Annotated in this window: 28 protein-coding genes and 5 pseudogenes; 4 read left to right on the top strand and 29 right to left on the bottom strand. The window is 32.2% G+C overall.

The annotated features are described in order from the left end of the window. Positions 1 to 38: 38 nt before the first annotated feature. From COL05_RS09450 to COL05_RS09440, 3 genes are all read right to left on the bottom strand, one after another. Positions 39 to 1,097 carry an NAD(P)/FAD-dependent oxidoreductase gene (locus tag COL05_RS09450; protein ID WP_098668421.1) on the bottom strand — a complete coding sequence of 353 codons (1,059 nt, stop codon included), beginning with the start codon at positions 1,095 to 1,097 and terminating at the stop codon, positions 39 to 41. A 116-nt stretch (positions 1,098 to 1,213) separates the two neighbouring features. Continuing rightward, positions 1,214 to 2,647, bottom strand: coding sequence for an IS4 family transposase (locus COL05_RS09445; protein ID WP_098668420.1), 1,434 nt, complete (start codon positions 2,645 to 2,647; stop codon positions 1,214 to 1,216). A gap of 112 nt (positions 2,648 to 2,759) precedes the next feature. Beyond that, entirely contained in the window at positions 2,760 to 3,305 is a 546-nt protein-coding gene (locus tag COL05_RS09440; RefSeq protein WP_098668419.1) for a CGNR zinc finger domain-containing protein, read from the bottom strand. 400 nt (positions 3,306 to 3,705) lie between these two features. On the opposite strand from COL05_RS09440, the gene COL05_RS09435 reads away from it, so the two are divergent. Further along, on the top strand, positions 3,706 to 4,902 hold the full coding sequence (locus tag COL05_RS09435) for an MFS transporter (protein WP_098668418.1): 1,197 nt from the start codon (positions 3,706 to 3,708) through the stop codon (positions 4,900 to 4,902). Positions 4,903 to 5,576: 674 nt separating this feature from the next. On the opposite strand, the gene COL05_RS09430 is transcribed toward COL05_RS09435, so the two are convergent. The 3 genes and pseudogenes from COL05_RS09430 to COL05_RS09420 form a co-directional block, all read right to left on the bottom strand. Continuing rightward, complete coding sequence (locus COL05_RS09430) at positions 5,577 to 6,020, bottom strand: GNAT family N-acetyltransferase (protein ID WP_098668417.1); 444 nt, start codon at positions 6,018 to 6,020, stop codon at positions 5,577 to 5,579. A gap of 175 nt (positions 6,021 to 6,195) precedes the next feature. Further along, positions 6,196 to 6,387, bottom strand: a pseudogene (locus COL05_RS09425) (GNAT family N-acetyltransferase); the annotation flags it as partial. A gap of 25 nt (positions 6,388 to 6,412) precedes the next feature. Beyond that, positions 6,413 to 6,865, bottom strand: coding sequence for a MarR family winged helix-turn-helix transcriptional regulator (locus COL05_RS09420; protein ID WP_098668416.1), 453 nt, complete (start codon positions 6,863 to 6,865; stop codon positions 6,413 to 6,415). A gap of 111 nt (positions 6,866 to 6,976) precedes the next feature. Between COL05_RS09420 and COL05_RS09415 the strand changes: the two are divergent. Continuing rightward, a pseudogene (locus COL05_RS09415) lies at positions 6,977 to 7,242 on the top strand (DUF6198 family protein); the annotation flags it as partial. A gap of 205 nt (positions 7,243 to 7,447) precedes the next feature. Here COL05_RS09415 and COL05_RS31265 read toward each other — a convergent pair. After that, positions 7,448 to 7,606 carry a hypothetical protein gene (locus COL05_RS31265; RefSeq protein ID WP_180233439.1) on the bottom strand — a complete coding sequence of 53 codons (159 nt, stop codon included), beginning with the start codon at positions 7,604 to 7,606 and terminating at the stop codon, positions 7,448 to 7,450. 149 nt (positions 7,607 to 7,755) lie between these two features. Next, complete coding sequence (locus COL05_RS31260; protein WP_218937607.1) at positions 7,756 to 7,914, bottom strand: hypothetical protein; 159 nt, start codon at positions 7,912 to 7,914, stop codon at positions 7,756 to 7,758. Positions 7,915 to 7,988: 74 nt separating this feature from the next. On the opposite strand from COL05_RS31260, the pseudogene COL05_RS09410 reads away from it, so the two are divergent. After that, positions 7,989 to 8,218, top strand: a pseudogene (locus COL05_RS09410) (recombinase family protein); the annotation flags it as partial. A gap of 73 nt (positions 8,219 to 8,291) precedes the next feature. On the opposite strand, the gene catA reads toward COL05_RS09410, so the two are convergent. The 16 genes and pseudogenes from catA to COL05_RS09335 all read right to left on the bottom strand — a co-directional run bounded on the left by catA (position 8,292) and on the right by COL05_RS09335 (position 22,238). Then, the gene (gene catA / locus COL05_RS09405) at positions 8,292 to 8,939 is read right to left on the bottom strand and encodes a type A chloramphenicol O-acetyltransferase (protein ID WP_098668415.1); all 648 of its coding nucleotides are present in this window, start codon (positions 8,937 to 8,939) and stop codon (positions 8,292 to 8,294) included. Between the two features lie 368 nt (positions 8,940 to 9,307). Further along, on the bottom strand, positions 9,308 to 9,979 hold the full coding sequence (locus tag COL05_RS09400; RefSeq protein WP_098668414.1) for an ABC transporter ATP-binding protein: 672 nt from the start codon (positions 9,977 to 9,979) through the stop codon (positions 9,308 to 9,310). Continuing rightward, positions 9,979 to 11,043 (bottom strand): ABC transporter permease, encoded by a 1,065-nt coding sequence (locus tag COL05_RS09395; protein ID WP_098668413.1) that lies wholly within the window; start codon positions 11,041 to 11,043, stop codon positions 9,979 to 9,981. The genes COL05_RS09400 and COL05_RS09395 overlap by 1 nt, the downstream gene beginning before the upstream one ends. Before the next feature lie 471 nt (positions 11,044 to 11,514). Beyond that, positions 11,515 to 12,199, bottom strand: a pseudogene (locus COL05_RS09390) (IS4 family transposase); the annotation flags it as partial. 319 nt (positions 12,200 to 12,518) lie between these two features. Continuing rightward, entirely contained in the window at positions 12,519 to 13,148 is a 630-nt protein-coding gene (locus COL05_RS09385) for a DUF1349 domain-containing protein (protein WP_098668412.1), read from the bottom strand. Positions 13,149 to 14,069: 921 nt separating this feature from the next. After that, positions 14,070 to 14,468: a cytidine deaminase family protein gene (locus COL05_RS09380; protein ID WP_098668411.1), complete on the bottom strand. Its 399-nt coding sequence runs from the start codon at positions 14,466 to 14,468 to the stop codon at positions 14,070 to 14,072. 184 nt (positions 14,469 to 14,652) lie between these two features. Then, on the bottom strand, positions 14,653 to 15,231 hold the full coding sequence (locus tag COL05_RS09375; protein ID WP_098668410.1) for a pyridoxine/pyridoxamine 5'-phosphate oxidase: 579 nt from the start codon (positions 15,229 to 15,231) through the stop codon (positions 14,653 to 14,655). A gap of 480 nt (positions 15,232 to 15,711) precedes the next feature. Beyond that, positions 15,712 to 16,221: a GNAT family N-acetyltransferase gene (locus COL05_RS09370; protein WP_098668409.1), complete on the bottom strand. Its 510-nt coding sequence runs from the start codon at positions 16,219 to 16,221 to the stop codon at positions 15,712 to 15,714. Positions 16,222 to 17,013: 792 nt separating this feature from the next. Continuing rightward, on the bottom strand, positions 17,014 to 17,775 hold the full coding sequence (locus COL05_RS09365; RefSeq protein WP_257152551.1) for a GNAT family N-acetyltransferase: 762 nt from the start codon (positions 17,773 to 17,775) through the stop codon (positions 17,014 to 17,016). A 227-nt stretch (positions 17,776 to 18,002) separates the two neighbouring features. Further along, entirely contained in the window at positions 18,003 to 18,779 is a 777-nt protein-coding gene (ant(9), locus tag COL05_RS09360) for an aminoglycoside nucleotidyltransferase ANT(9) (protein WP_098668408.1), read from the bottom strand. A gap of 110 nt (positions 18,780 to 18,889) precedes the next feature. Continuing rightward, positions 18,890 to 19,234: a hypothetical protein gene (locus COL05_RS31645; RefSeq protein WP_218937606.1), complete on the bottom strand. Its 345-nt coding sequence runs from the start codon at positions 19,232 to 19,234 to the stop codon at positions 18,890 to 18,892. After that, on the bottom strand, positions 19,231 to 19,986 hold the full coding sequence (locus COL05_RS09355) for a serine hydrolase domain-containing protein (RefSeq protein ID WP_218937605.1): 756 nt from the start codon (positions 19,984 to 19,986) through the stop codon (positions 19,231 to 19,233). The genes COL05_RS31645 and COL05_RS09355 overlap by 4 nt, the downstream gene beginning before the upstream one ends. A 27-nt stretch (positions 19,987 to 20,013) precedes the next feature. Then, a complete protein-coding gene (locus COL05_RS09350) occupies positions 20,014 to 20,469 on the bottom strand; it encodes a GNAT family N-acetyltransferase (protein WP_098668407.1) in 456 nt (151 codons plus the stop codon). 258 nt (positions 20,470 to 20,727) lie between these two features. Beyond that, positions 20,728 to 21,300 (bottom strand): NAD(P)H-dependent oxidoreductase, encoded by a 573-nt coding sequence (locus COL05_RS09345; protein WP_098668406.1) that lies wholly within the window; start codon positions 21,298 to 21,300, stop codon positions 20,728 to 20,730. A gap of 88 nt (positions 21,301 to 21,388) precedes the next feature. Then, the gene (locus tag COL05_RS09340) at positions 21,389 to 21,715 is read right to left on the bottom strand and encodes an ArsR/SmtB family transcription factor (RefSeq protein ID WP_098668405.1); all 327 of its coding nucleotides are present in this window, start codon (positions 21,713 to 21,715) and stop codon (positions 21,389 to 21,391) included. 271 nt (positions 21,716 to 21,986) lie between these two features. Beyond that, positions 21,987 to 22,238 carry a hypothetical protein gene (locus COL05_RS09335; protein WP_098668404.1) on the bottom strand — a complete coding sequence of 84 codons (252 nt, stop codon included), beginning with the start codon at positions 22,236 to 22,238 and terminating at the stop codon, positions 21,987 to 21,989. Between the two features lie 375 nt (positions 22,239 to 22,613). Between COL05_RS09335 and COL05_RS09330 the strand changes: the two genes are divergently transcribed. After that, positions 22,614 to 23,117 (top strand): cation diffusion facilitator family transporter, encoded by a 504-nt coding sequence (locus COL05_RS09330; protein ID WP_098668403.1) that lies wholly within the window; start codon positions 22,614 to 22,616, stop codon positions 23,115 to 23,117. On the opposite strand, the gene COL05_RS09325 is transcribed toward COL05_RS09330, so the two are convergent. The 5 genes and pseudogenes from COL05_RS09325 to COL05_RS09305 all read right to left on the bottom strand — a co-directional run bounded on the left by COL05_RS09325 (position 23,079) and on the right by COL05_RS09305 (position 26,650). After that, complete coding sequence (locus COL05_RS09325) at positions 23,079 to 23,471, bottom strand: RidA family protein (RefSeq protein WP_088119871.1); 393 nt, start codon at positions 23,469 to 23,471, stop codon at positions 23,079 to 23,081. The genes COL05_RS09330 and COL05_RS09325 overlap by 39 nt on opposite strands. A gap of 219 nt (positions 23,472 to 23,690) precedes the next feature. Then, positions 23,691 to 23,798 (bottom strand): MerR family transcriptional regulator, encoded by a 108-nt coding sequence (locus COL05_RS31810; protein WP_257152555.1) that lies wholly within the window; start codon positions 23,796 to 23,798, stop codon positions 23,691 to 23,693. Positions 23,799 to 23,824: 26 nt separating this feature from the next. Continuing rightward, the gene (locus COL05_RS09315; protein WP_098668401.1) at positions 23,825 to 24,463 is read right to left on the bottom strand and encodes a DUF2306 domain-containing protein; all 639 of its coding nucleotides are present in this window, start codon (positions 24,461 to 24,463) and stop codon (positions 23,825 to 23,827) included. Between the two features lie 1,143 nt (positions 24,464 to 25,606). Further along, positions 25,607 to 26,216 (bottom strand): annotated as a pseudogene (locus tag COL05_RS09310) (transposase); the annotation flags it as partial. A 56-nt stretch (positions 26,217 to 26,272) separates the two neighbouring features. Next, a complete protein-coding gene (locus COL05_RS09305; protein ID WP_097990214.1) occupies positions 26,273 to 26,650 on the bottom strand; it encodes an ACT domain-containing protein in 378 nt (125 codons plus the stop codon). Positions 26,651 to 26,808: the final 158 nt, after the last annotated feature.

The raw sequence follows: 26,808 nt of genomic DNA, 5'->3' as shown, positions 1-26,808 counted from the left end.
CGTGGATGACTAACCAGCCTTACAAAAACATTAAAGCATTATTCATTTACTGGGTAAAATCGAGATAGTCTACAACCTTCTAGTTCTTCTAACTGCACATTATCTACGATTTCCTTCGCAACCAATCGACTAATAACAGGAGATAACGTGATTGCGGAATGCATAACTGCTAAATAAAGTCCTTTTATTTGATCATGAAAACCAACAATAGGGTAGCCGTCTTTAGGCATTGGTCGCTTTCCTACTTGAATACTATCTAGCTCAAGATATTCTCCTTTTTTCAAATCATTTCGAAGGGTATCAAAAGCTCTTCTTCCAACCTCTTCTGGTCCGTTTTCTCCATGGTCATCCAAATAATCTTCAGCAGCAATTATAGTAGTATCAGATAGTTGTCTTGCCTCAAATCTTGAATTAGAAATTAATGTGTGAATAAGCTTTTTTGGAGATTTCATACGAATAATAATAGAAGGTGATGACTCAATAGGAACATCAATACTAAGAGGCTTACAAAGCTCAGGTATAGCTGTACCAGTTGCCAATACAATGACATCTGATTCTATAAAGCCTTTTGAAGTATGGATGCCAACTACTTTTGTGTTCTCCTTTTTAATTTGTGTTACTTTTGTGTCAAACAATATATTCACCCCATTTTCTTGCGCTTTCTTTACTAAAAGATTCGTTAGAATATTAGGATCTACCGCACCTTCTTTAAAAGCATATAGAGCTTCCTTTGGATATTCTTTTAAATGAGGTTCTAAGTCCCATACTTGCTGGCGAGTTATTTTTTCTATATAAGATTTATGGATGTTTACAAGGTTTCCCCATGAAAGGGAGCCGTTCCAATCTACCTTTAATTCTGGGATCTCTTTTTCTAATACATGATATTCTGCTAATGACCCGTCATACAAATGTTGAAAGTTATCTGGAACACGCCCTGAAGGATTAATCCAAGCAAAGGAAGTTGATGTTACACCACATCCTGCTTTTGAATGGCTCTCAACTAAAGTGACATCCTGATGTTCCTTTGATAGATTATAAGCAATAGATGCACCAACAATCCCTGCACCAACAATTATAACCTTTTGCTTTTTAGTCATTACTTTACCTCCTTGTTCTATTTGTATAATTTATAGTATACGTTTAATCGTCTAAACTCAGTTTACCCTCTTGCTCTATTAACAAATAAACCTATTAACTAGGCATTTTAAAAATATTATGCAGCTTTGAAACTTTTTGACAACATATAATCATAGACAACACCTAAGATATCAAAGACGGTTTTCTGTTCGTACCGGTGAGATTTTCTTCCGTTTTTCTCTAAAAGGTAAAACAAACGCAGTAAAACTTTTAATAATTCATGGCTGCCCTTCTGTAGTCCCTCATAAAACAATAGATAATAATTCTTTATCATATAGATGGATTTGTATTCACTTAACTCTTTCTTTTTCTTATCCAAGAGTAACTGACGCATTTTAAACATCGTCGATGAACAGAGTAAAATACTAATGAGCTGTCCATATAAATGGCATTCTAAGCGTTCTTTCTTAATTTCTTTGCACTTGTCAATTTGAAAGAAAGATTTCCATGTTTTGAACAAAATTTTAATTTGCCAGCGTAATGAATACAAGTCATGGATATGTTCCGTTGGAACATTTTCTGCAGGAAGATTCGTAATATACATATTGATCCCACTCAACCGCTTACTCCGCTCTTTGTAGGTAATACCTTTCTTCTTTTCTTTTTTGGCTTGTTCCTTCAACCTTTTCTCTGTTTGTTCCTTTGTTAATCGATGAATAATAACACGAGCTGGCAATTTTTGATACTGTCCAATGCATGCCTCTGAAACCTCCATTGTTTGACCAGGAGACAATTGATTCATGAGTTCTTCCATATCTAACTGAATATAGAGTGATCCTTTCTTTACAATCCCATTTCGAAAATACTCTGGCTTATCATTCTTACGATAGATTCGAGAATTTAATTTCAAACGTGAGATATAGTAAGCTTCTTTATCATGGATTTTCTGTAAGTCATGTAAGTCGAAATAGCCTAAATCTCTTATGTACAAATCTTTTGGTCGAATAGTTTGTAGGCTTGTTGAACCAAATGTTTTATCATTTTCTCTTCCTTCCCCTACATAAACGTGCAGAAACTTTCCACTCAACAGGTCATACTCCAATTGAATTTTAACTCCTGCCGTATGGCTACTTCCACCTGAACCTTGATAATGTGGAGAAAACTTATCTGGAAGCTGGAATGTTGTAGAATCTAGAATCCGAATGTGCTTAAAGGTCGTGGTATATTGATGAATTATTTCTTTTGTTGAATGAATTCTTTGAATTAGAAGTTTAGCTAGCACTTGTTCAAGAAACTGTACTGCGGAGGCATTAAATCGTTGGTTAAGTCCTTCAGGACTGATAAGAACACCTGTAGATACTTCAAGACAGCTACATAATTGTGTGAGTGATGTACTTGCAACCTGTTGACTAAGCCATACACATAAAGCAATTAACTCCTGTGCTTGATATTTACTCTTTCGCTGAACGAATCCTTTTTCTTTGGCTAGGTGTTCTAGAGTATGAGGAGACATATGTCGTTGTAATTCTTCCGCAATCGGTTGAAGTTCGTCAAGAATTGAAAGATTCATAAAGAAACGCCATCCTTTCCTATAATTCTACAGAAAGGATAATGCCTTTTTCGCTTTATAGGTAGTGCAAAATATTAAATTGATAGCGATGAGGCGGTACCCCTATATATTCTTATACTTTTGAACTACTCTTATTTTTTTTTCGATATCGTTGTACTTTTGCTATGGTACCACATGACCTTCCTTTTGGTTCGGATGCATACATCCCACACCAACGCTTACTCCCATTTCTAGAGTTATCATAAAAAACCCATTTACAATCTGGACATGCTTTAAGACGTTTCCACTGATTTGAGGAGATGTTTTTAACAATTATAATCAAAACTTCACTAAAAAAGTTATGTTTTTTAATAGCATTATATTGAATATTATCAATATCTAAAATGGATACATTTATAGGGTAACTTGTTAACCACTTTGTTAATTTATCAACATTATTTGTTTCTAATGAAATGCGAATATCTTTTCGAAATTGAAGGACATCCTCTAACTCACCGAAAAATTTAATATCATTAAAATTCTCTGATATAAAGTTTTTTATATCTTCTTTAGAATTTAAATGTTCTCTAGGCTTACGTGTTTCATTTGGAATGTCCCAAGTATTTAAGAAACTACGTATAATTTCTAAATTCCCTGGTGCTATTTGATTATTAATCACCTTCGTTCACCTCCAAATATTCAGTATTGACTATATTATACAACTATTGGTAACATAATAAAAGAAAATGTTAACCATTAAAAACTAATAACAGTTAACAGAGGCGAACTTAAGTATTAAAGGTGGTGATAGTTTGTATTATGACATTGTTCACTTGATAGAAAGTATATCAATCAAAAATGAAACTCATCATGACCACTTTATGAAAATTGTAATGTATACCATAGTTTTCAAGTAGGAAGTTATGGAAATTAATTATTAGTAAAATGTGCATTTTTTTGTGATTGAAGTATCCAACTATTAATAAAGAAAAATAACTGCATATAAAATATATAGGAGACTATTCAATGGAACTAAATGTTGAAGTAAATATAGAAGAGATACAGAGGGGGAACAAAAAATGATTAATGAAAAAATTCCTGTTCCCATCAAAATGTTGCTTTTAGCTGTGTTACTTATGAATACAGGAAGTTTTATGATTATGCCTTTTTTAGCACTACATTTAACAAATAATCTTCATTTTTCTTCTTGGGAAGTGGGGACTATTTTAACTACAATACTCATTGCGCATCGTGGACTACCAGTATTTACGGGCTTTATAGGTGATCGTGTAAGTCATACAGTAAATGTGATTGGAGGAGTGATGGTAAGAGCATTAGGGTTTGGAGCATTTGTTTTTGCTGACAGTTTCTGGTCTGTAATCATTGCAGCACTTTTTTTCGGATTTGGAGGAGCGTTATTTGATCCTTCAGTTACTGCCTTTTTTACATCGCAAAAAGAGACAGTTCGAAAAAAAATATTCACTTACTTTAATCAGATGCTTAATACAGGAGTAATTATAGGTCCATTAGTTGGGGCATTATTGATTCAGTTTAATCCAGTATATCCATTTACTATTGCAGGTATTACTATGCTAGTTTTAAGTTTTATTCTTTTTATATATCGTAGTAAATACCCTAGAACTATTAAAGATAATCAAAAAGTATTATTAAGTTTAAAAACTGCTATTTCAAATAAATTGTTTGTTTCATTTATATGTGTACTGTCTTTATTTTGGATTATGTTTGCTCAATTAAATATCTCATTTCCAATTAAAGCATACGATTTATCTGGAAACACCCAATTAGTAAGTTCCCTTTTCATAATAAATGGGGTTACAGGATTACTGTTAATGTTCTTTTTAAGAAAGGTGTTTATTAATCAAGATCCTATGATTATGGTTAAAATAGGTGTCTTGATTATGGGAATAGCAATAGGAATAATCCCTCTTATTCCATCTATTTATTGGATGTTATTTTGTGTTTTTCTTTATACATTAGGAGAAACACTGGCTCTACCAGGAGCTGAAATGACAGTGGCGCAATTTAGTGCTAATAAACCTGCAGGGTTGTTTTTTGGAATGTTTCAAGCCTGTTGGGCTATTGGTGGCTCCTTAGGAAACTATCTTGGAGCTTGGTTAAATAAATATAATGATATTCCATGGTCTTGGTTTATATTTTTAGCAATAGGTGTTTTGACTTCAATTTTATTTAATATGATACATCAAAGGATGAAACGAAACTCATCCTTTGTAGAAAAGCAAACTAAGAATTCATGAACTTAATTAAGAATTGCTCATATTAATGAGAAAAGATTATATTTTTTAAATAAGTGTTTTTGCAATACAAAAACGGTTCTTACGTATATTTGGTGAAACATTATATGACACTTTCCGCTTCACTTCTTCTGGATAACATACTCTTTTCTTCAAACGAAAAAGGGGGTCAGCCGGGATACATGTAATTTTGGGTCATAGGCTGTATTTTATTTACATTATCAGATTTCGATGTAGTAAAAAGATGTTTTACTAATAATGTTACGAATTATTTTTGATACAGTATTTTGTTACAGCTAGTTTAACGGTTAGGATATTTCATATTTTCAAACATAGCCGTCAAGCTAACAATCGATATATCCCCCAAAATAAAAAATTTAAGCTTTATCCAATAAAGAAGTTCTAAAATTTTCGTTTTGGGGGTAATTGTTTTTCTTAGCTTGATGGGCATGGGGTATCACCAACAAAACGCAAATTTCGTACGCTAAGCGAATTTGAACAAAGGTTAGTTAATTAATCCTTCTAATTTTTTAAAAGGATTTTTCATTTTTCTACTCCTTTCCAATTATATTTTGATTTTAAAGAAGCCACTCTTTCTTCACGCCGTCGTAAGCCCGGAAAGAGTGGGTATCAAGTTCTTACATAGTATGTTTTCTTTTTGTCAGTAATTTTATAGATTAGATTTTTAAAATCATATCAATATGAGGAATATTATCTTCTAAATACGTTTCAGATACAGATTTAAACCCAAAGGAACTGTAAAATTCATGCAAATATTCTTGAGCTTGAATCTTAATAGTGTCTTCTTTTAACTCATTCTGAATAAAATCTAATGCTACGTTTACGAGCTCTTTAGCAATTCCTTGTCCTCTATGCTCTTTTTTTACTAAAACTCTACCAAACGAAATTTCCTCATAAGCAATACCAGCAGGAACAATTCTTAAATATGTAATAATCCTTTCTTTCTCTTCTTTAAAAACATGGTAAGAATTAAGGTCTTTCCCATCTATTTCTTCATAAGCGCAATTTTGCTCAACTACAAATACCGATGTGCGCTCCCTTAAAATGTTGTATTGTTCAATATTTGTTAGTTCATCGAATTTTTTTATTTTCCAGGTCATATAAAACATCTCCTAATGAAATAAACTTAGATCAAATGTTGCATATTCCGCCCAAGACAATTTAACCGCCAAACCACTATTTTACTTTTGGTGACGTGATCCCAACTATATCATGCGAAATTATAAAGTTACTGTGGTACTCATTTATAATTTTTAACCCTCTATTTCATTACTAAACAAAAAAGAATTGCGAAGAAATATTGGATAATTCTCTTTCTAATTGTTTTAAGTTAAATGCCTTTTCTAAATAAGCATTCATATTTTTAGGTGAATTCTGATGCTTAAGTGTCTCATTGTATGTTTAATAACTAATCGCTTGAAGTTTGTGTAAGTCTTCAAGGGTACAATTTTTTATATTTGTAGTCATTTAAATACTCCTCTCCTTTATATAATCAATAATCTCTCTTGTTTCCCTTTTTTACGAATTCCCAGTCTTTTTCTATATTTTTTCTTACTCTTTGAAGAAGATTGAAAACGGTTTCTACTTCTTTTTCGGAAAAATTCTCTAATGCAACAGTATTTGAATATTCATTTTCTCTTTTTATAAAGGGATAAACATTTCTCCCTTTCTCTGTTGGAAAGAGCCTTTTAATTTTTTTGTTATGTTCATCTTCTTTCTTTTCAATAAATCCATTCATTTCAAGTTTTTTGATAGCACGAGCTGTTGTTGTTCGATCTACTTTTATCATCTCAGATAACTTTTCTTGAATGATTCCTGGGTTTTCACATATTCGTACAAGGTACAAATACTGTCCTTTTGTAAGGTCATATTCCTTAAATTCTATATTACTTATAGAATCTAATGCTCTTGCTATCATTCCAATTTCACGAAGAATTCCCTTCATAATTAACTCCTTATTGCGTTTTTTATTGCAAATGCAATAATTTAGGGTTACATTTAATATAACACTTTTTTTATTGCAAATGCAACAAAAAACAATAAGAGGTTGACTAAAATGAATTATATTTTTTATGTATTAGGAATTTTAATATTAACCCTTGGTATTTCTTTCACTAAACAATCAGACCTTGGAACTTCACCTTTTGATGCACTTTTGGTAAGACTGAAACAAAAACCAGAAGTTGTGGAGGTGTTAACAGCATTTATAACAGGTATTGGTATTGATATGTGGCTTTTTTACTGCACAATTTGATAAAACCTGAACTATGGTACAGCAAAGTTATTTGTTTTGGAATCGGATTAGGGACTGTAACATTTTTAGGGGTTCAGCCAAGATGGGGGAGTACCAGCGAAGCTGACACCATCCGCAATAAGGAAATGTCAAGCAAGGTTATAATAAGTTGTTAAAAGTTAAATGTTTCCAAAATGTATACCCCCGTCCTGTTTTGGATGGGGGTAAAATAAAGTTTTATTCAACAACGGAATACCACCTGAGCTTCTATTAGCTGGTTAAATAGAAGATTGACTATTTTAAGAATACTTTATCTCCCGCATTTACCTTACCGTTACGTTCAACTGTAGCCCAAACACCAAACGTTGCACCATGATTTTTAACTAAAGTTCGTAGTAATCCATTATCCTGTTGTAGTTCCTGTTGTAGTTCCTTTTGAGAATTATTAACCATTACACACCTTTAATGTGGGGCCATAACTCTTAGGATTACTGTTGTTCCAACCTTGATTTGCTTACCTACTCAGTTATCCTCTATTAATCCGGTTGATTCTGTATCAATTAAGAGATTGGCTCTAAAGCGACCAGGGCCTATTTGCTGACTCAACATGCGTCCAATGATGTCGTAATGATACATATCGGTCCCTCGTCAAAATACGATATTGATTCTTCTTGCACTAAGGTTACTGGAAATCCGAGTCGCTCACTCAATGCCTTATTTACGTCATTATCGTCACCTCGATATTCCACTCCATCAGGCATAGTTACAATCTGAATATCCCCTTCATATCTTGTTCGATAATTAAATAGACCTTTCATATTTTGAAAACGGTGTGTTGCTAAAGGTATTTCGTAAAGGCGATAAGATCGTTGCTTACAAACTTGATCGAATTTCTAGCTCTACAAAATACCTAATTGAGTTAAGTGAAAAATTCAAAGAACTAGGTGTAGATTTTATTTCTATTCATGACAACATTGATACATCTAATGCTATGGGGAAATTCTTCTATCGAATGATGGCGCAAGTATTGCAGAATTAGAAAGAGATATTATCTATTCACAAACTTTGGTGTATTTCTATAAAAAAAGGAACTGATTTAACAGTTCCTTTTTTTATAGAAATACACCCCAATGAACAACTAGATCCAGTCCGCACTTTCATCAGCAAGTTTTTGTAAATCATTCATAAAAACACTAGCGTGATAACCATCACAAACAGCATGATGAATTTGTAATGAGATAGGTAGGAATAATTCATCATTTACTTGTGAATATTTCCCTCCAGTTATTATTGGTAAGAGAAAATCTCCACCATTATTAATATTTAAATTAAATGCTGTAAAAGAACTCCAAGGAATCATAGATATCGGAATATTATTATCTGGTATAGGTATTTTTGGAAATAAACTACCTGTACCATTGTATTTTTCTACATCCTTTTCGTATTGAGAATAAAACTCAGAAAACTCAGCTAAATTTGGTGACCAGATGCTAGAAAATGTGTGCGTCTTCTTATCAAAAATTGTATAAGAAGGGAAAATTTCTGTCCAATAACCTAAATTACCTTCTGAGTTAAAACTAGTTCTAAATTCTCTGTGGGAATTAACTATTTTTGTAACCATAAAAATAAAAGCAGGATATAACTTGTACTTCTTATTCTTTAAATTCTTCATAAGAATAGTAATATTAATTTCATTCGTAAGACTGAATGTTGTTTGTTGTTGTAAATAGTGTTCAAAGTATTCTTTTCGATACCAATTGTCACGATTAATAATATTGAATTTCAAATTCAACGCCTCCTAAAATACTTAATTTTATCTTAGGAGGCTATTTTCACTGCTTTTTTCATAACAATCATCCTTTTTTATATACAATTTCATACCACTATATTATCAAGTATTTCTAATTAGAGTCAACCGATGTTCTTCCACTATCCTGCACCGATAAGTACATTTGTTCACAATCTCTCTCATAAATTTCAACATAAATGTCCATTTAAGTTGTCGCATTTAATAATATAATTCGTCATATGAAAATAATAAAGTTGTTTTAAAACAATAAAACTATGATAATATTTTTTCTTTAAATTCATCTAAATAGATAATAATCCAGAAAAACAGCATAGGAGGAACTCCTGTGCTGTTTCACATACTTTCTATACTAAATTTCCGTCTCTAAGTGTTAATGTTCGATCACATACATCAAGAATTTTCTCATCATGCGTAATCATAATCGCTGCTTTTTGATTTTCTTTTACTTCTCGTTTCATCATTTCGACAACTTCTCGTCCACGTTTTGAATCAAGGCTTGCCGTTGGTTCATCTGCTAATATTAAATCTGGATTATTCATAAAAGCACGAGCAATCGCAACTCTTTGTCTTTCTCCACCAGATAATTGATGTGGATAGTGATTTTTTCTCTGAGATAAACCAAATACTGTTAGCAAGTGATTCACACGCATTTCAGATTCTTTTCGGTCTTCTTTCTTTAATTTTGCAATGTATAGTAATTGTTCTTTTACATTTAAATAAGGGATAAGATTAGCGAACTGAAAAATGAACCCGATTTTTCTTAACCGAATATCTGTCATTTCCTTTTCTGATAAATGGGTAATATTTTGCTCACAAATATAAATATTACCTTTTGATGGTGATAATAATGCTCCAGCAATCGATAACAATGTACTTTTTCCTGAACCAGAGGGCCCTACAATACCGATAAATTCTCCAGCCTTCACATCAAGTGAAACTGGATGAAGGGCTGTTACCTCTGTGTTCCCTTCACCATATACTTTACTAACTCTATCTAGTTTCAATAGCGATGTCATTACATTCCCCCTCCAATCGCCTCTAATGCATCCACTTTTAATACTTGATATAAGGAAATCAGTGTTCCTAATATACTAATTACAATAAAGATTCCTGCATATTGGCCAATCATAGTCGTTGTCAATAAGAATGGCATACTTTCTGGCAAAATTCTTTGCAAACCTTCTACTAAGACAATACCTATAGCCATTGCGACAACAGATAAGAATAATGCTTGTATAACTAACGTAGTTGTTAAATACGAATTTTTCGTTCCAATTGCTTTTAGTACACCTAATTGCTGTGTTTTTTGTAATGTAATAACATAGAAGAATACACCGATTAAGAGCGTTGCAATCACGAGTAAGAATGCAATAATCATTGTTAATGAATTTTGTTGCCCTTTATGGCCTGGAATACTTTGAAGAACTTCGTTTTTCTCTATTACATGTGCATTTTTTACTTCCTTATCAGTACGAAGAGCAATTGCATTGTAATCCTTTTGGTTTGGTTGTGCAATTTCCCCCCATACATCTCGATTCACATAAACAACAGGTGCATGACTGAACTTTTGACCTTTTGTAAAGCCAGCAATTTTAAATTCTTTTTTTGAAACCGGATCGATAATCATGTCTCCAATATCTATACCTTTTTCTTTAATCGATTCGTCAGCAATCATTTCATTTTTTGCTGTTCCTAATGCATCACCTCTCACAATCTTTGGTTCCAAGAATGTTTCGCGTTCACTTGCAAATATTGCAACATCAACCTTTTTTGAATTATTTTTTTTTTCATATGTCGAAACTTTTACATGGAATGGTACAGCATCTTTTACACCAACTTGCTTTACTACATCATCCACATCTTCCTTCTTAATTTGTGAACGGAGTAATGAATTTTCTGCATCATTTGCTAATACAAACTTTTGGGCATCCATATTTTGAATGGAAGATACAGTATTATACGCTAAACCATTTGCTAATCCAGAAATCACAAGGACTAAAAATGATAATAAAACCATCATAAGCCCAATTAATCCATATTTTAATTTTGATTGTTTTAATTCACGCAGAGCTAAAAACATGCTGCTTGAACCCCCTTATTTATTTCTATTTCTTTTTTCTCCTTAACTTCATGTACTTAACATGGATAAATAACGTTGCACAGCAAACAAGCAGGAAATAACTCATATAGTATCTAAACAAACATTACTATTGCAGCAATTCTTGAACCCATTCCTGTAATTGAGTAAGAATTGAACAATCAATAGCGAGATTATATTCTTTTCATCATATTTCCCTTTCTTATTGTTATGCAAATCATATGTTTATAATATTGTTTTATTAATATTTACACAATGGATATAGTAGTTTTGAAACAAATAATTCACAATTTTAAAGCAACCTTCGGAGTTTTAAAATTGTCGATTTCGCTATGCATTACTAGGACTACTTTCAAGATAGGAGAGTATACTACGATTAAATAGGGGATACGGTATTCAAAAATGTACATTGAATAGTGTGAATGGGCAATTGAAGTGTTATAAACAGTACATGAAATAATCAGGTTTAGGATTTTTCGGATAAATACGTGTATTCGATTTGATACGTGAGATATAGTAAGCCTTTTTATCTTGTATATGTTGAAGATTTTTTAAATGAAAATATCTTAAATCTCGGATACATAAATCATTCGCTATTACAGTTGGGACACACAGGAAACCGTAGGTTCAATTATGTTGTTTACCTGGACCTGTATGAAGGAATTGTCCAATTAATAAATCCTACTCAAGCTGAATCTTTACTCCCACTGTATGGCTGCATCCTCCTGCACCCGGATAAACGAATGAAAAGGAATCTGGGAGTTGAAATGCAGTTGACTCTAAAATACGAATACGCTTGAAAACAGAAGTATATGGAAAAGAAATCGGCATAGATGAGGCCGATTTTTGGTTTAGTAGTTCAGCTAGTATGTGTTGTAAAAATTGGATGGCTGCTTGATTAAATCGTTGATTCAGTCTTTCAGGACTAATAAGTACTTCTGTTGATGCTTCTAAACAGCTAGATAACTAATTTAAAGACGATCCATACACATAAAGCGACCAAATCTTTTGCTTGGTACTTACTGGTTCGTTGCACAAAACAAACATCTCTAGCAAGAGTTCGTAAGATATTTGGGAATAAAAAGCTTTGAATTTCTTGAGCAAATAATTGTAATTCATCAGATACAGAAATAGACAAACAAAAACGCCATTCTTTCCTATGATTCTACAAAAAGAATAGCGTATTTTTTCATTTTATGTGGTATTTTATTTTGTTAGCTTGATAGCGATGGGGTGGTAATCCAAGATAGCTACTGTTCATGAGTATATATGCATCCCTGATAATGGCTGTATACATCATAGACCAAGTATTGCTGCTGAAAGCTTAATTCTATGTTTCATTTACACTACTTAAGGACTAAATGACCATATGCCAATTATGTATAAAAAGTTTTCAAGTTTTATTGAATCAACTTTTCACCCGATAGTCCTATAAAAATTATAATCACTTTATACTTTTAATAAACCTTTGTATTATCATCTATACTTTCAATCTTAATAAAGTCAAACTCTGCTTCATATCCCTCTCCTTGTGGACTGCAAGCATAAATACCAACTTTAATACAATCTTTTTCCTCAAAGAGGTGAGCCATTCTTATTTGTTTCCATAAAGTCCCATCTAATGAATAATCGACATAGTAATTACTTCCTCTTCTTGTTATTCTATAGAAAAGTGAATTCAAATCTCCCGAAAAATCTTGACTAGACCAATCGGAATATCCGCTTTTTGTTACAACAACACCTAATTTATTATTATCATCAGGTATATATTCAACAGATGTCTTTAACCAAGTATCTTTTGAAAATCGAACCATTAAACCTGCTTGATCATATCTATTCACTGGTTTAGATTTTACTTTCGTAATCAATCTAAAGTCTCCATTTAGTTCATAGTATAAAAAATGGCCATTATCAACCTGAAATTCATAGTGTGTTTTTTGCCAGAAATCTGTCTCTTTATCCGTTTTGATTATTAACTTCGATTTATTGCTATTAACCTCCCAATTTTCAGGTGGTGAAAACCATTTTAGATTATTATCTAATTTCACATTATTGAATTCTTCTATAATTATATCGTTATTTAACATTAATATTATCTCCCTTACCTGTTATATTTATTATGGAAATGTACACACACAGTAAAAGTAGAGATCTGTGTAGTAATGGAACAAGAGCGGCAATAAGATTTAATCACATTATCAAAAATGTAGGTTTTTGTTAATAATAAAAATAGTATTAAATAAATCTTGGATACGTTAATACTGTGTTATCAAAACTATTATCATAATCAAATTAACAATAACAACCGTTTTTGATAAATTTAATAAATATTGAGTTTTTAATCAGTAAAATTTTTATTTCTAGGTATTATGAGTTCTTAAGTTGATGAACATTTATAATGCCCCCTTCTATATCTTTTTTGAAAACAGCAACCTTATAATCACTTTTCATAAATACTTGCTGTTCTTCGTTAAAATACACTACGTTTCATTCTTGCTCTGCACAAAATAATTCCAATCAAGTCAATGCATTAGCGCTCAACAAGCTTTTTAATGTAATCAGTTTAACTTGTTTTCCTTTCATTTTGAATAAAGAAAACGACATTGCTAGTTACACCTTTCAAAGCACCACAACACCAAAGATTTTCATAACTCTATACACCTTCTTTCTCATTGGTACCACTCATTATTTTAAGACAAGTAAGCGACTTTCCATTATCATTAGATGTAATGGGTACAACGACTTGTGACCAAGCCTCAACTGTCGAAGAACTCGATAAATCCTCTTCTGGTGCACATGATTCACACCTAGATCTAGTGCAATTACTGCCATACTTTTCGGGAATCAATATTTTTCTTAAACCGGTTTCCTTTGAAATAACGTATTTGTGATTCCCTTTACTTCTTTTTTTCTAGCGTGTAGCCTCATTTAGAAAGCTTTGCAGTAGAGCCGAAATATTCAAAATGCCTATCTCTAAAATTATTAAAATTTAAATACTTAAGAAACAATTACCACCTTCTTTCTCGGTTGGTTTTCCAATCATACGGCAAAATCTCTTTCAATAAAACAAACGTTTCATTTTCAACCTCTACAACAGCTTCTAAATTTTCTTTCGAAAGCTGACTAATCAACTCACGGCACCGTCCACATGGTGGAACCGCATTTCCTTCAGTATCCACTGCAACAAAAGCTTTTATTTGATACTCACCATGTTTCAACATGTCAGCAACTGCTGCATGCTCTGCACAAAAACCCATAGAACAAGCTGTATCTATGCTAATCCCTGTATATATATTACCGTTTACGGTTTCAATGGCTGCACCAACACCTCCGTATTCAACAAAATCATTTAATTCCGTAGGTGAAGTAATTGCAGTTGCGATCCTTTTTAATTCTTTATGATCCATAAATTATAACTCCATTCTATTTGGTATATTAATTTCTATTAGGAGTATAGCCGCATGCCCATCAACTTAAGAAGTTATGCTGCCTCCAAGAGTAAAAAAACATTATTCTTTCTAAACAAGCTAGGTAGTTATACATATATCTTATCAACAGATTTTCATTACACTAAAAAAAATTTCCATTGACTTAAGGCTGCAATAGACTTTTTTCCCATCCATCTCCAAAAGTCGAATATAATTCTCTAATATGCAGACGACTTTCTTTAAAAGATAGAAATTCAATAGACTTAGGTTTAACGATAAAACCTCCCCAGTTTTCGGGTTTTGGTATTTGCATTTCTCCTATGTTTCTTTTAGCTTCCTTAAACTGTTTATTTAAATCTTGTTCTGATAAAAGAGGCTGACTCTGTTTACAACTTAATGTGGTTAATTGTGCATCTCTTGACCTCATTTCCCAGTATTTTTCTGAAATAGTAGATGGAACTTGTGTTGCAAATCCATTAACCCTCACTTGATAACCGATTGCTTCCCACCAGAAAGTTAATCCTACCTTTGGATTTCGCTGGATATCCCTTCCTTTTTGAGAATCAAGGTTGGTACAAAAAATAAATCCACTGTCATCAACAGCTTTTAAATCTACAAAGCGACCAGATGGAAAGCCGTGCTCATCAATCGTAGTAATACATACTGCACTGGGATACTTTAATGTCGAATTGCTTTTTGCTTTATCCCAACATGATTTAAATTTTATAATTGGATTACTCATCTTTTTCACCTCTAATGATTTTAAATAGATTTAATACAGACATTTTTATTCTATAATCTATAACTTGCAGCATCTCAACTTATTTATTAATGATTAATCATTTAATGGATAAAACCTAGATATTCTACAGTTTCCCAAGTCTGCCACCTGTACATTATCCACAATTCCCTTCACAACCAATCGACTAATAACATAAGATAACGTGATTACAGAATTCGTAACTGCTACATGACGTTCTTTTACCTAAACATGAAAACAGACAATGAGGTAACATCTTTAGGCATTGGCCGCATCACTATTTGAATACTGTCTAACTCAATATGTTCTCCTTCTTTTAAAATCATTCTAAAAGGTTTCAAAAGCTCTTTTTCCACCCTCTCTAGGTCCGTATCTATCGGGAATCTAAACCTTTCCTTTTCAGTTATTTCTTTTCTTTGTAGCTATTAATTTGGTCTTCTTTGATTGATAGTTAGCATATTTTTAATCCTTAATCTTATATACATTTCTATACAAAATTTCTTTATAAAGAACAAATTCTTCCCTAGTTAAAAGTTGAGGATAGCTCATGATTTTAAGCGGTAAATCATCCTGCCCCTTCTGAAGAGGAGGCTGTACATGTTCAAAAGGATTGAGGTGAAAACCCAATCGCTCATAAAAGCCTATTCTCCGTTGCGCCAATTCCGAGTCAGGATACTCAACCTCCAATAGAATAGGATACTTTGACTCTTCCATATACGCGGTCATGATTTTTCCACCTATTCCACTTCCTCGTGTAATAGGATCGACAGCAATATGTTCCACAAATCGGAACAAAGGAAATTCCCATGCAGCTAAAAAAGCAACAATTTGGTTGTTGTTATCTGTTTCCGTAATAAGACGATAATATGGAACATTCAGCAGCTCCTTCTGTCTCTCATAAGTTCTTCGCTCATTTTCTGGAAATGATACTTCCATAAGTGCGAAAATTTTATCAAACTCTCTTTCGTTCATAATCAAATCTCTCCTTTTTCTAATATGCTTAATGTAAAATTAGATATAATATAGATGAATGGAAATACCTCGGTTAAATCAATAGAATTGAGCATATTGTTGGGTATAAATTCAATCGTAGAATGAAGGTTTAGCTGGTTTTAGTAGTATTCGATTACCCAGTAGCTGCACAAAATCCAGCGCCAGGACTCATTGTACACACGAATTTAGGTTCTCAATATACAAGTGAAGCTTTTTGCGTGCGCTTACAAAAATATGAAATGATTCCGTCATACAGCCGAAAAGGATGCTCCTATGACAATGCGCACATTTAAAAAAGAAGAAGTTTACCGAACATACTATGGTTGCTTTGAAACCGCTCGTACTGCATTATTCAAACACATTTAGGGCTGGTACAATCGTAAGCGTATTCACCGTGATATAATTAAAAAAAAGCAGATTGATTTGCAGGATCAGTCTGTCCAAAATTAAAATATCTTTATCAATTAACTGTTTGCATTAACGGTACAAAAAAGATTTCGGTAAGAATTCTCTCTTTTTGTTTAATATATCATTTATTTGCATCCGAACCAAAAAGGATCTTTCAGCTATCAGTGACAATTTTTGAAGTATATCATTACCAAAACGGCAAAATTATTTTCAAATCCCAAAGAAGTATATTATATAAGTTTTCTAGGTACTGTACCAACGAGAAATCTGATCATTGCGTATCTAACTTGATATATTATACTAACTATTTCTATTAAAAAATATTATTTCTTAACTTCAAACTTCTAAATAAACCACCATTAACTATAATTTTTTTATCATATAAACTTGTTGAGCTATTGTTTGAAAACCTATCTGCTTTAAAACGCTATAGGTTCTTTCACTTTTGTTAATTGGCAAATTAGGAACTGTTCGATTGATATCATCATTAAAATTTCCAAAAACTTGACCTAACATAAAATAAATAATTTCCTCTGCATCTCTCCGATCTGATTTCGGCTCACACTGAAACAAAGTGGTACTTATATGACTGCCTTGAGGATTAAATATCCTATGGTAATATGCATAGCCAATTTCATTATCATTATCATCTTTTACGATGATAACTTCACCATTTTTGGTACTTTGCCACTGAGTCTGCCATGGATTCATCGCTTTATAAAAAAGAAGTTGACCTACTTGCTGGGGTGCTACTCGTTCAACAGTATATTTTCTGTTTGAATCTTTAATTGGATTTTGTCCTAGCTTTCCATTGAGATTTAAATATTCTACATTGTCTTCGACTAAATAACCCTTATTTTTATATAGAGAAATGGCTTTAGTATTATCACTTATTGCCTCAAGTGTTGCTATATCTACTCCTTCTTCTTTAAGAATAGAGAGAGTTGACTCCATTAATATTTTTCCAACGCCTTTTCTTCTATATTCCTTAGCAACACCTGTTCCCCCATTCCAGCTAACTTTTTTTCCTTTAACCTCTCTTACACCACTCATTACAATCCCTATTGGTTGGTTATTTTCAAATGCTACGATCGATAATAAAGGGGAAAGATCTTCATTGACCATCCTTTTTATAAAATTTTCAGGAGTCGTTGTCGCATCAATAGAATACCCTTCAAAACCTTCATTTCAAGCTTTTACAGCTTCAGCTATTGTACACTCTATCAATCTTTTAATTTTAATCATGTTTTAATTCACCCAATCTTTTTTAGTAATTTTCAAGAAATTCTACCTACAACAGAATTGGCTGTACTGACTCTTCACTTCCAAAAATTGCTCCCTTTTATACAGAATCAACAAGATTCTATAGAGTTTTTCATATGATTAACGAGTACCGTCACTTCAGAATCCATTCCTTCCCACTTATCAACATATTCTCCTCGATATGCTTTTCTGGCTAAGTCGAGTAAAGTCGAATATTCTTTGGGCAACCGAGGTATAGCCCATTCTGCAGCCACATCTTTTGGAGAAATTTCACCGATAGACACTGTCTGCCACATTCGAGCCAGGGTTAAAATAACATTGCGCTCATCACCTTTGATACCCTCAATCAACCCAGGCAAAGATTCTTTAATTGCTCTTTGAATATCTGTCATTGAAATGGGGGCAAGTATATCTGAAGCATCAGGACCGGATAGAGAAATGCTATTCTTTCTCACTTGTGCTAAAACAATAGCTAAATCAGGGTCATAGGTTGGTTCCTGGATTTGTCCTTTCTCATACTCACTCCTGAGCCACTCGCCATAGATAAATTCATTTCTTGGAGGATATAGCCAAGGTACAATGTCGCTATGGTTTATAACCGTGACTTCAAGTGGTCTCATAGAATCTGTATTGCCTACCTTTCCAGATATAAGCATTAGTCTATCTTTTAGTCTATTTCGAATTTCATCAGATAAACTATGATTCACGACCACTAGTACATCTACATCACTGTTAATGCGTAAACCACCATTTACTGCAGAACCAAATAGATAAACCCCAACTATCGAATTTCCAAGCAACCCCTCTACGATTTTTAATGCTTGCATAGCTTGCTTTGGTATTTTTTCATTTCTCAAATCGCTCATCAAAAACAAACTCCTCTAATTATGTTCATAAAGTACGTTTATATTAATTTCATTGGTATTCAATCCAATGACCGATTACTGAACAAAAGAAATATACAAATGACAAAGTTTTACTTAATCGGGCAATTTATTAGTAGTTTCATTAATTCATCATATTTCTCTCCATCCAAACTGGAGTTGTCAGTGTTTATAAAAGTTATTATACCTACGTTGTTTGAATTTACATACATAGATGTATCTACTCCGGGATCACTGCCGGTATGTCCCCAAACCTTTTCACCATTATAACTCCAGAATAATCCTATATTTTCATCAGTTTCTTTGCATTCTGGAGGAACATTCGTGTCGTTAAATTGTTTTTGCAGCATTAAATCAATGCTTTTCGCGGTAATAAATGTATCTTGTCTGTTCATTATAGCTTGCAAGTATTTCGATAGATTATTTACTGTTGTCATAACCCCGCGTCGGGATATGTAATTAACTCATAAGCAGGCAATGGCTCAAGCGTGGCACCCATGGATTCCGTATGGTTGGTAAAATCAATCCTCAGTTTAGAATAATTTAAAGCTATGTTTACTGGACTGAATTCACCCCTATTCCATCCGCTGCTGCTCATAGACAGCTTTTTAAATATATTTTTCCTCACATAATCGGTATATGTCATCTTGCTTCTTACTTCGATGCAATATCCTGCAAGCGCAGACCCGATATTGCTGTAAGAAAAGCTTGTCCCTGGTTTATTGTTTGAGTAATTATCCTTTGAATACCATTTGCCCTCAGGATTCAGATAGTTATATAAGAAATCTTTCAAGGTCATATTCTTGGCGCCATAAGCACTGTATGAATTGATATATTTCGTGTCGTCATCCTTTATTCCGGATGTATGTGAAGCAAGATTTTTCAAAGTAATTTTCTCATTTGAGAAATATGAATTTACAACTTTGAAAGGAAGTATGTCATTGATGTCTTCATCCAGGCTAAGCAAGCCCTCTTCCTGAGCTTTTGCCAATGATCCCCCAATAAAAGTTTTACTTATAGAAGCAATATTGGTAACTGTGTCCAACGTGTACGGAATTTTCTCTTCAATATTGGCATATCCGATTTCTTTCTTGTATAATACTCTATCCTTCGTAAATACAAGTACAGCTACGCCAGGAACTTTAAGCAAATCCAAAAGTGACGTCAGTTGGTTGTCGAATTGCTGCACTTCTTTAGATATAGTAGCAGATGTTTTTTATAACTTTAGACATAATACCACTTCTCCTACTGCAATTTCCCCTGTTTGTTCAAACCCAACTTTTTCATATAAATTAATGGCGGCGCTATTTTCGGGTGCCGTTCCTATTCGGATCTCAATATTCCCATGTTTTTTTCTGAAAAAATCTAGAAACCTTTTGAGTGACTCCTTACCATAACCTTTATTTTGATAAGCCTTATCAATCATAAAACGTTCTATCCACCATGAATCCAATGAGTAATCCTCATCTACAGGATAAAAAACATACTTAATAAATCCAATCATGTTTTCTCCTTGATAAATAGCCATAGGATGAGCTTCAACATCTTCATAGTGCACTCCAAGAAGAGATAAATAATTAGGTGAAATGAAATTTTCTTGTTCTTCTTTTACATTTAACTCCACACATTCTCGGTAATTACTACTATCAATTTCTTTAAAATTTATTTCCATAACCTAATCCTCCTATTCAGATTAGTACAATCAATTTTGTTGCAACAATCTGGATAGCATCAACAATTTCTTTTTTTCGTTATCAGTTGAATTTATAGCGTATCCTGATCCTATACCAGACAGTTGAGACACACGGAAAACCTCCGTTTTTTATTGTTATTTTAAAGATACTTCGACTAGTTTCAATAAATAAATCACACAGTCATCAAGCATGTCGCATTTCTACGAATATAGATCCAAATCTAATCCCATATATATTTATAGTTTGGTAGGTAATGAATTTAAAAATTTCACCCGATTTTCATTCTTACCTATAGATACATATCCACAGTGTATCCATTGAATATTTTTCATTCCTACAGCTTTCAATGTTGCTTTAATAAAAGATTTTTTTATACCATTTCCTCCCAAAAATTGAATATACCATTTAGGAGCTTGGCCGGTTGTGATAACTTTTACTGACTGGATATTATTAAGCAGTCCTTTCATTGTTCCATTCTTATTTTCAATATAAGCAAAATCTTTTAGAAGTACTTTATCTAAAAAACCTTTTAATATTGCTGGAACATTATACCACCAGATTGGAAATATAAAAATCACCTCATTACTTGACTTTAACATTGACTGATACTTACCCACTAAATCGTTACCATACTTACCTTTCGAATATAATTTCAACTCACTCGCGTGATAAATTGGATCAAACTTATCTTGATATATATCAATCAATTGAAATTGTTGATTTCTTTCCTTAAATGTATCTACTACTTTAGATAAAATTGCATGATTATAACTTCCATCCCATGGGTGAACATATACTATAGTTTTCATACTTTTTCTCCTTTAACTTTTAATTAAGGTGGTTACAAAATATGCATAAGTGCGCATAATTGCACGTATCAAGCAGAAAAACTCAAGGTTAGCAGCTACTTAAGAGTTTTTCTAATTGATCAGTCGTAAATTTAAACTTATCAAATATCATTTTGCTATTTACTTCATAGAAAATATTTCTTCCTATTTTTGTTTTTGAAACAATTTCAAATCTATGCATTAAATCTAAATGCCTTGAAATAACCGATCTATCCTGTGGGAGATTTTCAGCAATTTCAGTTATATTTTTCGCTCCATAAACAGCTAAATATCTAATAATTTCAATTCTAACAGGATCAAATAATGTTTTATAAAAGTCAAAATCAATAGCATTATTAATTTCATTTGAACATTTAAGTTCTTCATCCCTGCTCATTTTTGTCTCACCACCTGTATATATGATACGTGCATGAATATGCACGTGTCAAATCTAAAGATTGAGAAATCTATTTAAAAATTGTTTGAAAGCAATATATTCAAACGTCAAAACAGCCTCTAGCCCCCACCGAACCTCGGCCAAGAAGAATCATCAATTACATTATTTTATATAAATCAAAATGTAATTAAAATATTAGCGTTGAATGAGTTTTATAGTATCTTTATTTTTTATAATAAATCAACGCCATTTGAATGCAAAGTGTTAAATCTTAAATTGATAACTCACTTTTAACTGAAAGTAAGATTGCTCTGTTTCCAGAAAAGTCTAAAGAGTTACCAAATAATTCTCTCCATTCATCAACCAAAGTTGTTTGACAATGTACGAAAAGACTTATTTGTGAATCTGAAAAACGATCGATTCTAATAGATGTACCATTTTTGGATGAAAGAGATAATTGTTTCCACTTTAAACTCTCTTGAATAGTGATATCTCCGATATTATTAGCAACATTCATAATCAATTCGATACCGCCTAATAGAAATTAAAATACCAAAAAAGAGGGAGATATAATTTATGAATAATAAAGAATTAAAAAAGATCGCAACAGCAATTACTTCACCGTTTACCTTTGTAACATCGTAGAGGAACTGCTCTTAGATCAAGGAAACGATTCCAAATACTTATATCGATTCATTATCTAGGCTCTTATCTAATACTTCGTAGCTAATTGTAACAAAGAAAAAATCGGTAATAGTATTTTTACGATTGTTTTGCAGTTATATAAAAAGTATGGGGTGAAGAAAAGAGCAAGAAACCAGTTTAATTAAGTATTTGAGCTATTTACGAAAATTTCCATTATTTATAAAAAGAGCATAGATAAAACTACAATTTGATTATGAAGAAGGAAGTTGCTGCCATACTAATAATGTTTTTCAACTGGGGTTGGGCTAATCCACTTGCCATTGTTATTGTCGCAACTCTTGTTTTAAATACTTGTTGGCGTATAACAAAACGTGCTGTTCATTTATTAATGGAAGGTTTACCTAACAATATTGAATTAAGAAAAATTATTACAACTATCAAGAATGTCAATGTAGTAAAAATAATTTCCTTATATGGTAAAATATTTCAAAGAAATGATGGAAAGAAACAAGAATTTGATGAAGCTATTATAACTTTTGAAATTATATATGCAATGTATCGTAAACTTGATTATGAACTTATAAAAATCCCTAAAGACCATGTTTGTAATCGAGCCAATTTTGTCCTTGAGAGTATCAAGTCATGGGGTGTATCTTATGCTCTTTCTGCTCGTAAATTGAAAAAGGAACAGTGTCAATACTGTTCCTTTTTCATATTATTAAACTTCAGCGCACCAAAGTTCAATTTCAATTTTTAATTCAGGCCATCCTAATGCAGAAATATACGCAACTGTCATAGATGGATATGCAGTTTTAAATAATTCATCCCACTGAGGATAAAAATGCTCCCAATCTATCTCTTCTGTTGCCCAAATGTTAACCTTTATAACGTTCTCTTCAGTAAATCCTTCTGATTCAAGTACCTTTTTTATGTTTGCAAAAGTATTTGTGATTTGGTCGTTTAAACTTGAAGGAACATTACCATCCATATCAGTTCCTACTTGGCCAGAGGTTACAACTAAACTTGCACCTTTTGGCACTCTAGTGATATGACTGTAGTTGCCTACTGGTCTAGGCATAAACTCTGGATTTGTTCTAGTAATTTTTTGCATAATATTACCTCACTTACTATAAATTATTTACTGATTTTCTTAATAAATTAGACAGACTTCACCAATTTCTGAAAATCTAAAAGAAAACAGCAGTAGAGTATCCATAACCTATAGGTAAAAACATAAGTATTTTTTTCTTCATGACTTGAACACTCCCTTTCTTTCGAGAAATATTAACAATTGCAATATCATCGTTCGTATAATATCGATAACCCTTCGCTACATCTTTTTTGGCTTTAATAAAGCTTCTTCATCATAATACCTTAACATTCTTTGATATATTTTATTAATCCTCGAAAATTCCCCGATTTTATACAACCAAAACACCTCCTTCGATTGCACCTTTTACCTCATCATAAGTTCGCATCATAGGATTTTTTATAAGAAGTTTTTTTTCTAATTATTAGTTCTGCTATAAGAAGGTTTAGAATCCAACATAACCAGACTGCTATTGTGTAGGAAGTCCCATATGGGAAATTCAAAACTTTATGAGTAATAGCCACAATTATATAAATGGTCATATTCGCAAAAGAAAGAAAGAAGCTTCGAATCATCCATTGACTATGTAAGATTACCTTCTGTTTTTTTATACTTAAATAACCAAGGATCGTTGTTCCAAGCCATAATGTATCTAAAATTAGAAACCCAGTTGTACTCAGAAATCCACCTGTTGCAAAGAAAGAGACATAGACTCCCGGAATGAAATTTAAAATAATAGACAAAACATATAAGCGGCCATTCCAACGGTGAAACTTTAAAGATTTAACTCGAATTCTCTTTATGATTTCTAAAGGGCCAGTGAGAAGAGACGTAATGGCCAGAATAATATGAATACGAATCATTAGTATCCATAGGGATTCATTCGCTATAAGTTGATCCTTTCTGGAAATAAAATCATGAAAAGTAGGGTCAACAATAAAATTCTTTGAAAATGTATGCAGTACCCACATGATCGAAATGATTAAAATTGTTACTCTAATAATTTTTTTCATTTTATCTCCCTCCGTTAAAACATTTAAGAAAATAAACAATGATTTGTCATGATAAAGACGGTAGCCATTATGAATAAAAACGTTACCCATCCATATGATTTTTCAATTTGACACGTTATCTAATCATTTTCCTCGGGGATTTCTGCTAAATTAATAATTTTTAATGTCTTTATGAGTCATTCCTATCAGGGCTCCGATATTCACAAAAAGTAGCAATGTAACCACTACCCATAAGATTGAAGGATAAGTTGAATACTCTACTACTATGCATTAAAAAGACTAACACATCTAGACACGATAAATTATAAAATGAGTCGTATTGGCTTTTCACATACAATACTTTAACTAGTTCTCTTCTAGGTTGTTTTAAATTACTAATCTTCCCCTTTTTTATAGTTCTTCTATTTTTAAAAATCAAATAAATCGGGAATTTTACCGAAAGGATTAGTATAGATACTTTATCTATATTCTTAAATCACCTCAGACCGAACCGTCTGGTTCGATAAGTTTATCATACACTCGCGGTAACTTTATTTCCATATATTTATTATTAATTTTTTGTGAACCGAAAGACAAAGAACCTATCGAATTGAAAAACTTAACTCAGGTTCTTTTCCAAGTAATATTGTAACAGTATTCTTACTTGTTTCTAGTGTGTTGCTTTAGATAATAAAGATGAAAGATTCTTATTAACCGTCCTTTGTATCCAAAGGAGGTAAGACATTGCGAGTATATTTTAAATAGATATTCTAATAACCAAAATGAAAAGGGTGCTCAAAAAATTATTATTTAACGCCATTTAGAATCACCATCTTTATTCTTTAAAAGCTATTATATTTTTTTATCTTTCCTTGCTTCTTAATAATGAAGATAAAGGCAAAGAATACAATCCAAATAAGAACAAGTACTGAAATAAACATAAAGTTAATACCTGTTTTTTCTACAACCTTATAAATTTCAGCGGATTCTCTTTCTAAAGCAAGTTTAAAGGTTTTCTTCTCTGCACGAACACCCCATGCCCATCAACTTAAGAGTGTAAACAAACTGAACTTTCGTTCAGCCGGGTTAAAACATTCTTAAAATAGAAGTATATTCTTAAAAATGTGCATACCAAATAAATCCTAATCGGTTTCACTTTTTTTATTATTCAATTTTCTTTTGTTTTCTCAATCCATTATACTCATAGACAACACCTATAATATCAAAGACAGTCTTCTTCTTATATCCATGAGATTTTCGTCCATTCTTCTGTAGAAGATGAAACAGGTGGATTAAAACCTTTGTTATTTCTCGGGTGTTTTGCTGTATAGCTTGATAAAGAATGTATAGATGGCCTTGAATCATTCCAATGGCTTATATTCGCTTAATTCTCTTTTCTTCTTTTGTAAAATTAATTATTGCATCTTAAACATGGTAGAAGAACATAGAAAAATAGCGATGAGTTTTCCATAAATGTGGCATTCTAATCGCTCTCGTTTCATATTGTGCCAATCATGAATTTGAAATAAGGATTTCCAAGTTTTAAAGATAATCTCAATCTGCCAGCGGAGGGAATAAAAATCATGTATTTATTCCCTCGGAACCCATTCCAAAGGTGTATTGGTAACATAAATGTTCATACCAGTTAATCGTTTGCTTTTCTCTGAGTATGTAATACCCTTTTTACTTTCCGTATACACTTGTTTTTTTTACGTTCTCAAAGTTGTTTTTCAGTTAATCGATATATAATAACGCGTCTAAATAGTTTTTTATATAAAGAAATAGCTGATGTATTAGTTTCTATTACTGGTTTAGTTAGTATTTATACGCCTAGATAAATGTATGTCCTGCATTTTCCAATACTGATTTTGCTTTTTCTATGGAATGCAGTTTAACTAATAAATAATCAGTGTTAAAAGTAGAAATAGCAAAAATGCTTATATTATTATCCGCTAGTGGATTGGCTAAGGAAGATAATATTCCTGTTAATCCAAAATCTAACATACCTTCTACTTTAATGCACTTCCAATCATGCTCAACGTCTTTTAGAATGTTATCAGGAACATTGGATGAAGCACAAACAATCGAAAGTTCTTCATTTGTACGTGTGATAGAAAATAATTCGCCTTTGCTCGCCCAAGAAGGTACTTCTTCTGTTTTAGGTAATTTTATAACAGAAAATGTAGTATCCAATATGGTCAAATTCATAATTCTCCCCCTCTTAATTAAAGTTTTAAGTTTCATTCATTAATCAACATAAAACAGAAATTACTTTCTGTCCCCATCCAAATGGATTGATTTGACACCAACCAAATTCTATAATGCATCTCTATCAATTTAAAAAATTGGTTGTTCTCCAAAACAAA

The sequence above is a fragment of the Bacillus sp. AFS059628 genome (genome assembly GCF_002571225.1).
Classification (GTDB): domain Bacteria; phylum Bacillota; class Bacilli; order Bacillales; family Bacillaceae_G; genus Bacillus_A.
The sequence above is the reverse complement of the archived record's forward strand: the minus strand, read 5'-3'. Positions and strand labels throughout refer to the sequence as shown.

Bases quoted from the DNA above. Each gene is read 5' to 3' on its own strand.
- COL05_RS09450 (WP_098668421.1), bottom strand. From the start codon at position 1,097: ATGACTAAAAAGCAAAAGGTTATAATTGTTGGTGCAGGGATTGTTGGT.
- COL05_RS09445 (WP_098668420.1), bottom strand. From the start codon at position 2,647: ATGAATCTTTCAATTCTTGACGAACTTCAACCGATTGCGGAAGAATTA.
- COL05_RS09435 (WP_098668418.1), top strand. From the start codon at position 3,706: ATGATTAATGAAAAAATTCCTGTTCCCATCAAAATGTTGCTTTTAGCT.
- COL05_RS09430 (WP_098668417.1), bottom strand. From the start codon at position 6,020: ATGACCTGGAAAATAAAAAAATTCGATGAACTAACAAATATTGAACAA.
- COL05_RS09420 (WP_098668416.1), bottom strand. From the start codon at position 6,865: ATGAAGGGAATTCTTCGTGAAATTGGAATGATAGCAAGAGCATTAGAT.
- COL05_RS31265 (WP_180233439.1), bottom strand. From the start codon at position 7,606: ATGGTTAATAATTCTCAAAAGGAACTACAACAGGAACTACAACAGGAT.
- COL05_RS31260 (WP_218937607.1), bottom strand. From the start codon at position 7,914: ATGCCTGATGGAGTGGAATATCGAGGTGACGATAATGACGTAAATAAG.
- COL05_RS09400 (WP_098668414.1), bottom strand. From the start codon at position 9,979: ATGACATCGCTATTGAAACTAGATAGAGTTAGTAAAGTATATGGTGAA.
- COL05_RS09395 (WP_098668413.1), bottom strand. From the start codon at position 11,043: ATGTTTTTAGCTCTGCGTGAATTAAAACAATCAAAATTAAAATATGGA.
- COL05_RS09385 (WP_098668412.1), bottom strand. From the start codon at position 13,148: ATGTTAAATAACGATATAATTATAGAAGAATTCAATAATGTGAAATTA.
- COL05_RS09380 (WP_098668411.1), bottom strand. From the start codon at position 14,468: ATGGATCATAAAGAATTAAAAAGGATCGCAACTGCAATTACTTCACCT.
- COL05_RS09375 (WP_098668410.1), bottom strand. From the start codon at position 15,231: ATGAGTAATCCAATTATAAAATTTAAATCATGTTGGGATAAAGCAAAA.
- COL05_RS09370 (WP_098668409.1), bottom strand. From the start codon at position 16,221: ATGAACGAAAGAGAGTTTGATAAAATTTTCGCACTTATGGAAGTATCA.
- COL05_RS09365 (WP_257152551.1), bottom strand. From the start codon at position 17,775: ATGGTCAATGAAGATCTTTCCCCTTTATTATCGATCGTAGCATTTGAA.
- COL05_RS31645 (WP_218937606.1), bottom strand. From the start codon at position 19,234: ATGACAACAGTAAATAATCTATCGAAATACTTGCAAGCTATAATGAAC.
- COL05_RS09350 (WP_098668407.1), bottom strand. From the start codon at position 20,469: ATGGAAATAAATTTTAAAGAAATTGATAGTAGTAATTACCGAGAATGT.
- COL05_RS09345 (WP_098668406.1), bottom strand. From the start codon at position 21,300: ATGAAAACTATAGTATATGTTCACCCATGGGATGGAAGTTATAATCAT.
- COL05_RS09340 (WP_098668405.1), bottom strand. From the start codon at position 21,715: ATGAGCAGGGATGAAGAACTTAAATGTTCAAATGAAATTAATAATGCT.
- COL05_RS09330 (WP_098668403.1), top strand. From the start codon at position 22,614: ATGAAGAAGGAAGTTGCTGCCATACTAATAATGTTTTTCAACTGGGGT.
- COL05_RS09325 (WP_088119871.1), bottom strand. From the start codon at position 23,471: ATGCAAAAAATTACTAGAACAAATCCAGAGTTTATGCCTAGACCAGTA.
- COL05_RS09315 (WP_098668401.1), bottom strand. From the start codon at position 24,463: ATGAAAAAAATTATTAGAGTAACAATTTTAATCATTTCGATCATGTGG.
- COL05_RS09305 (WP_097990214.1), bottom strand. From the start codon at position 26,650: ATGAATTTGACCATATTGGATACTACATTTTCTGTTATAAAATTACCT.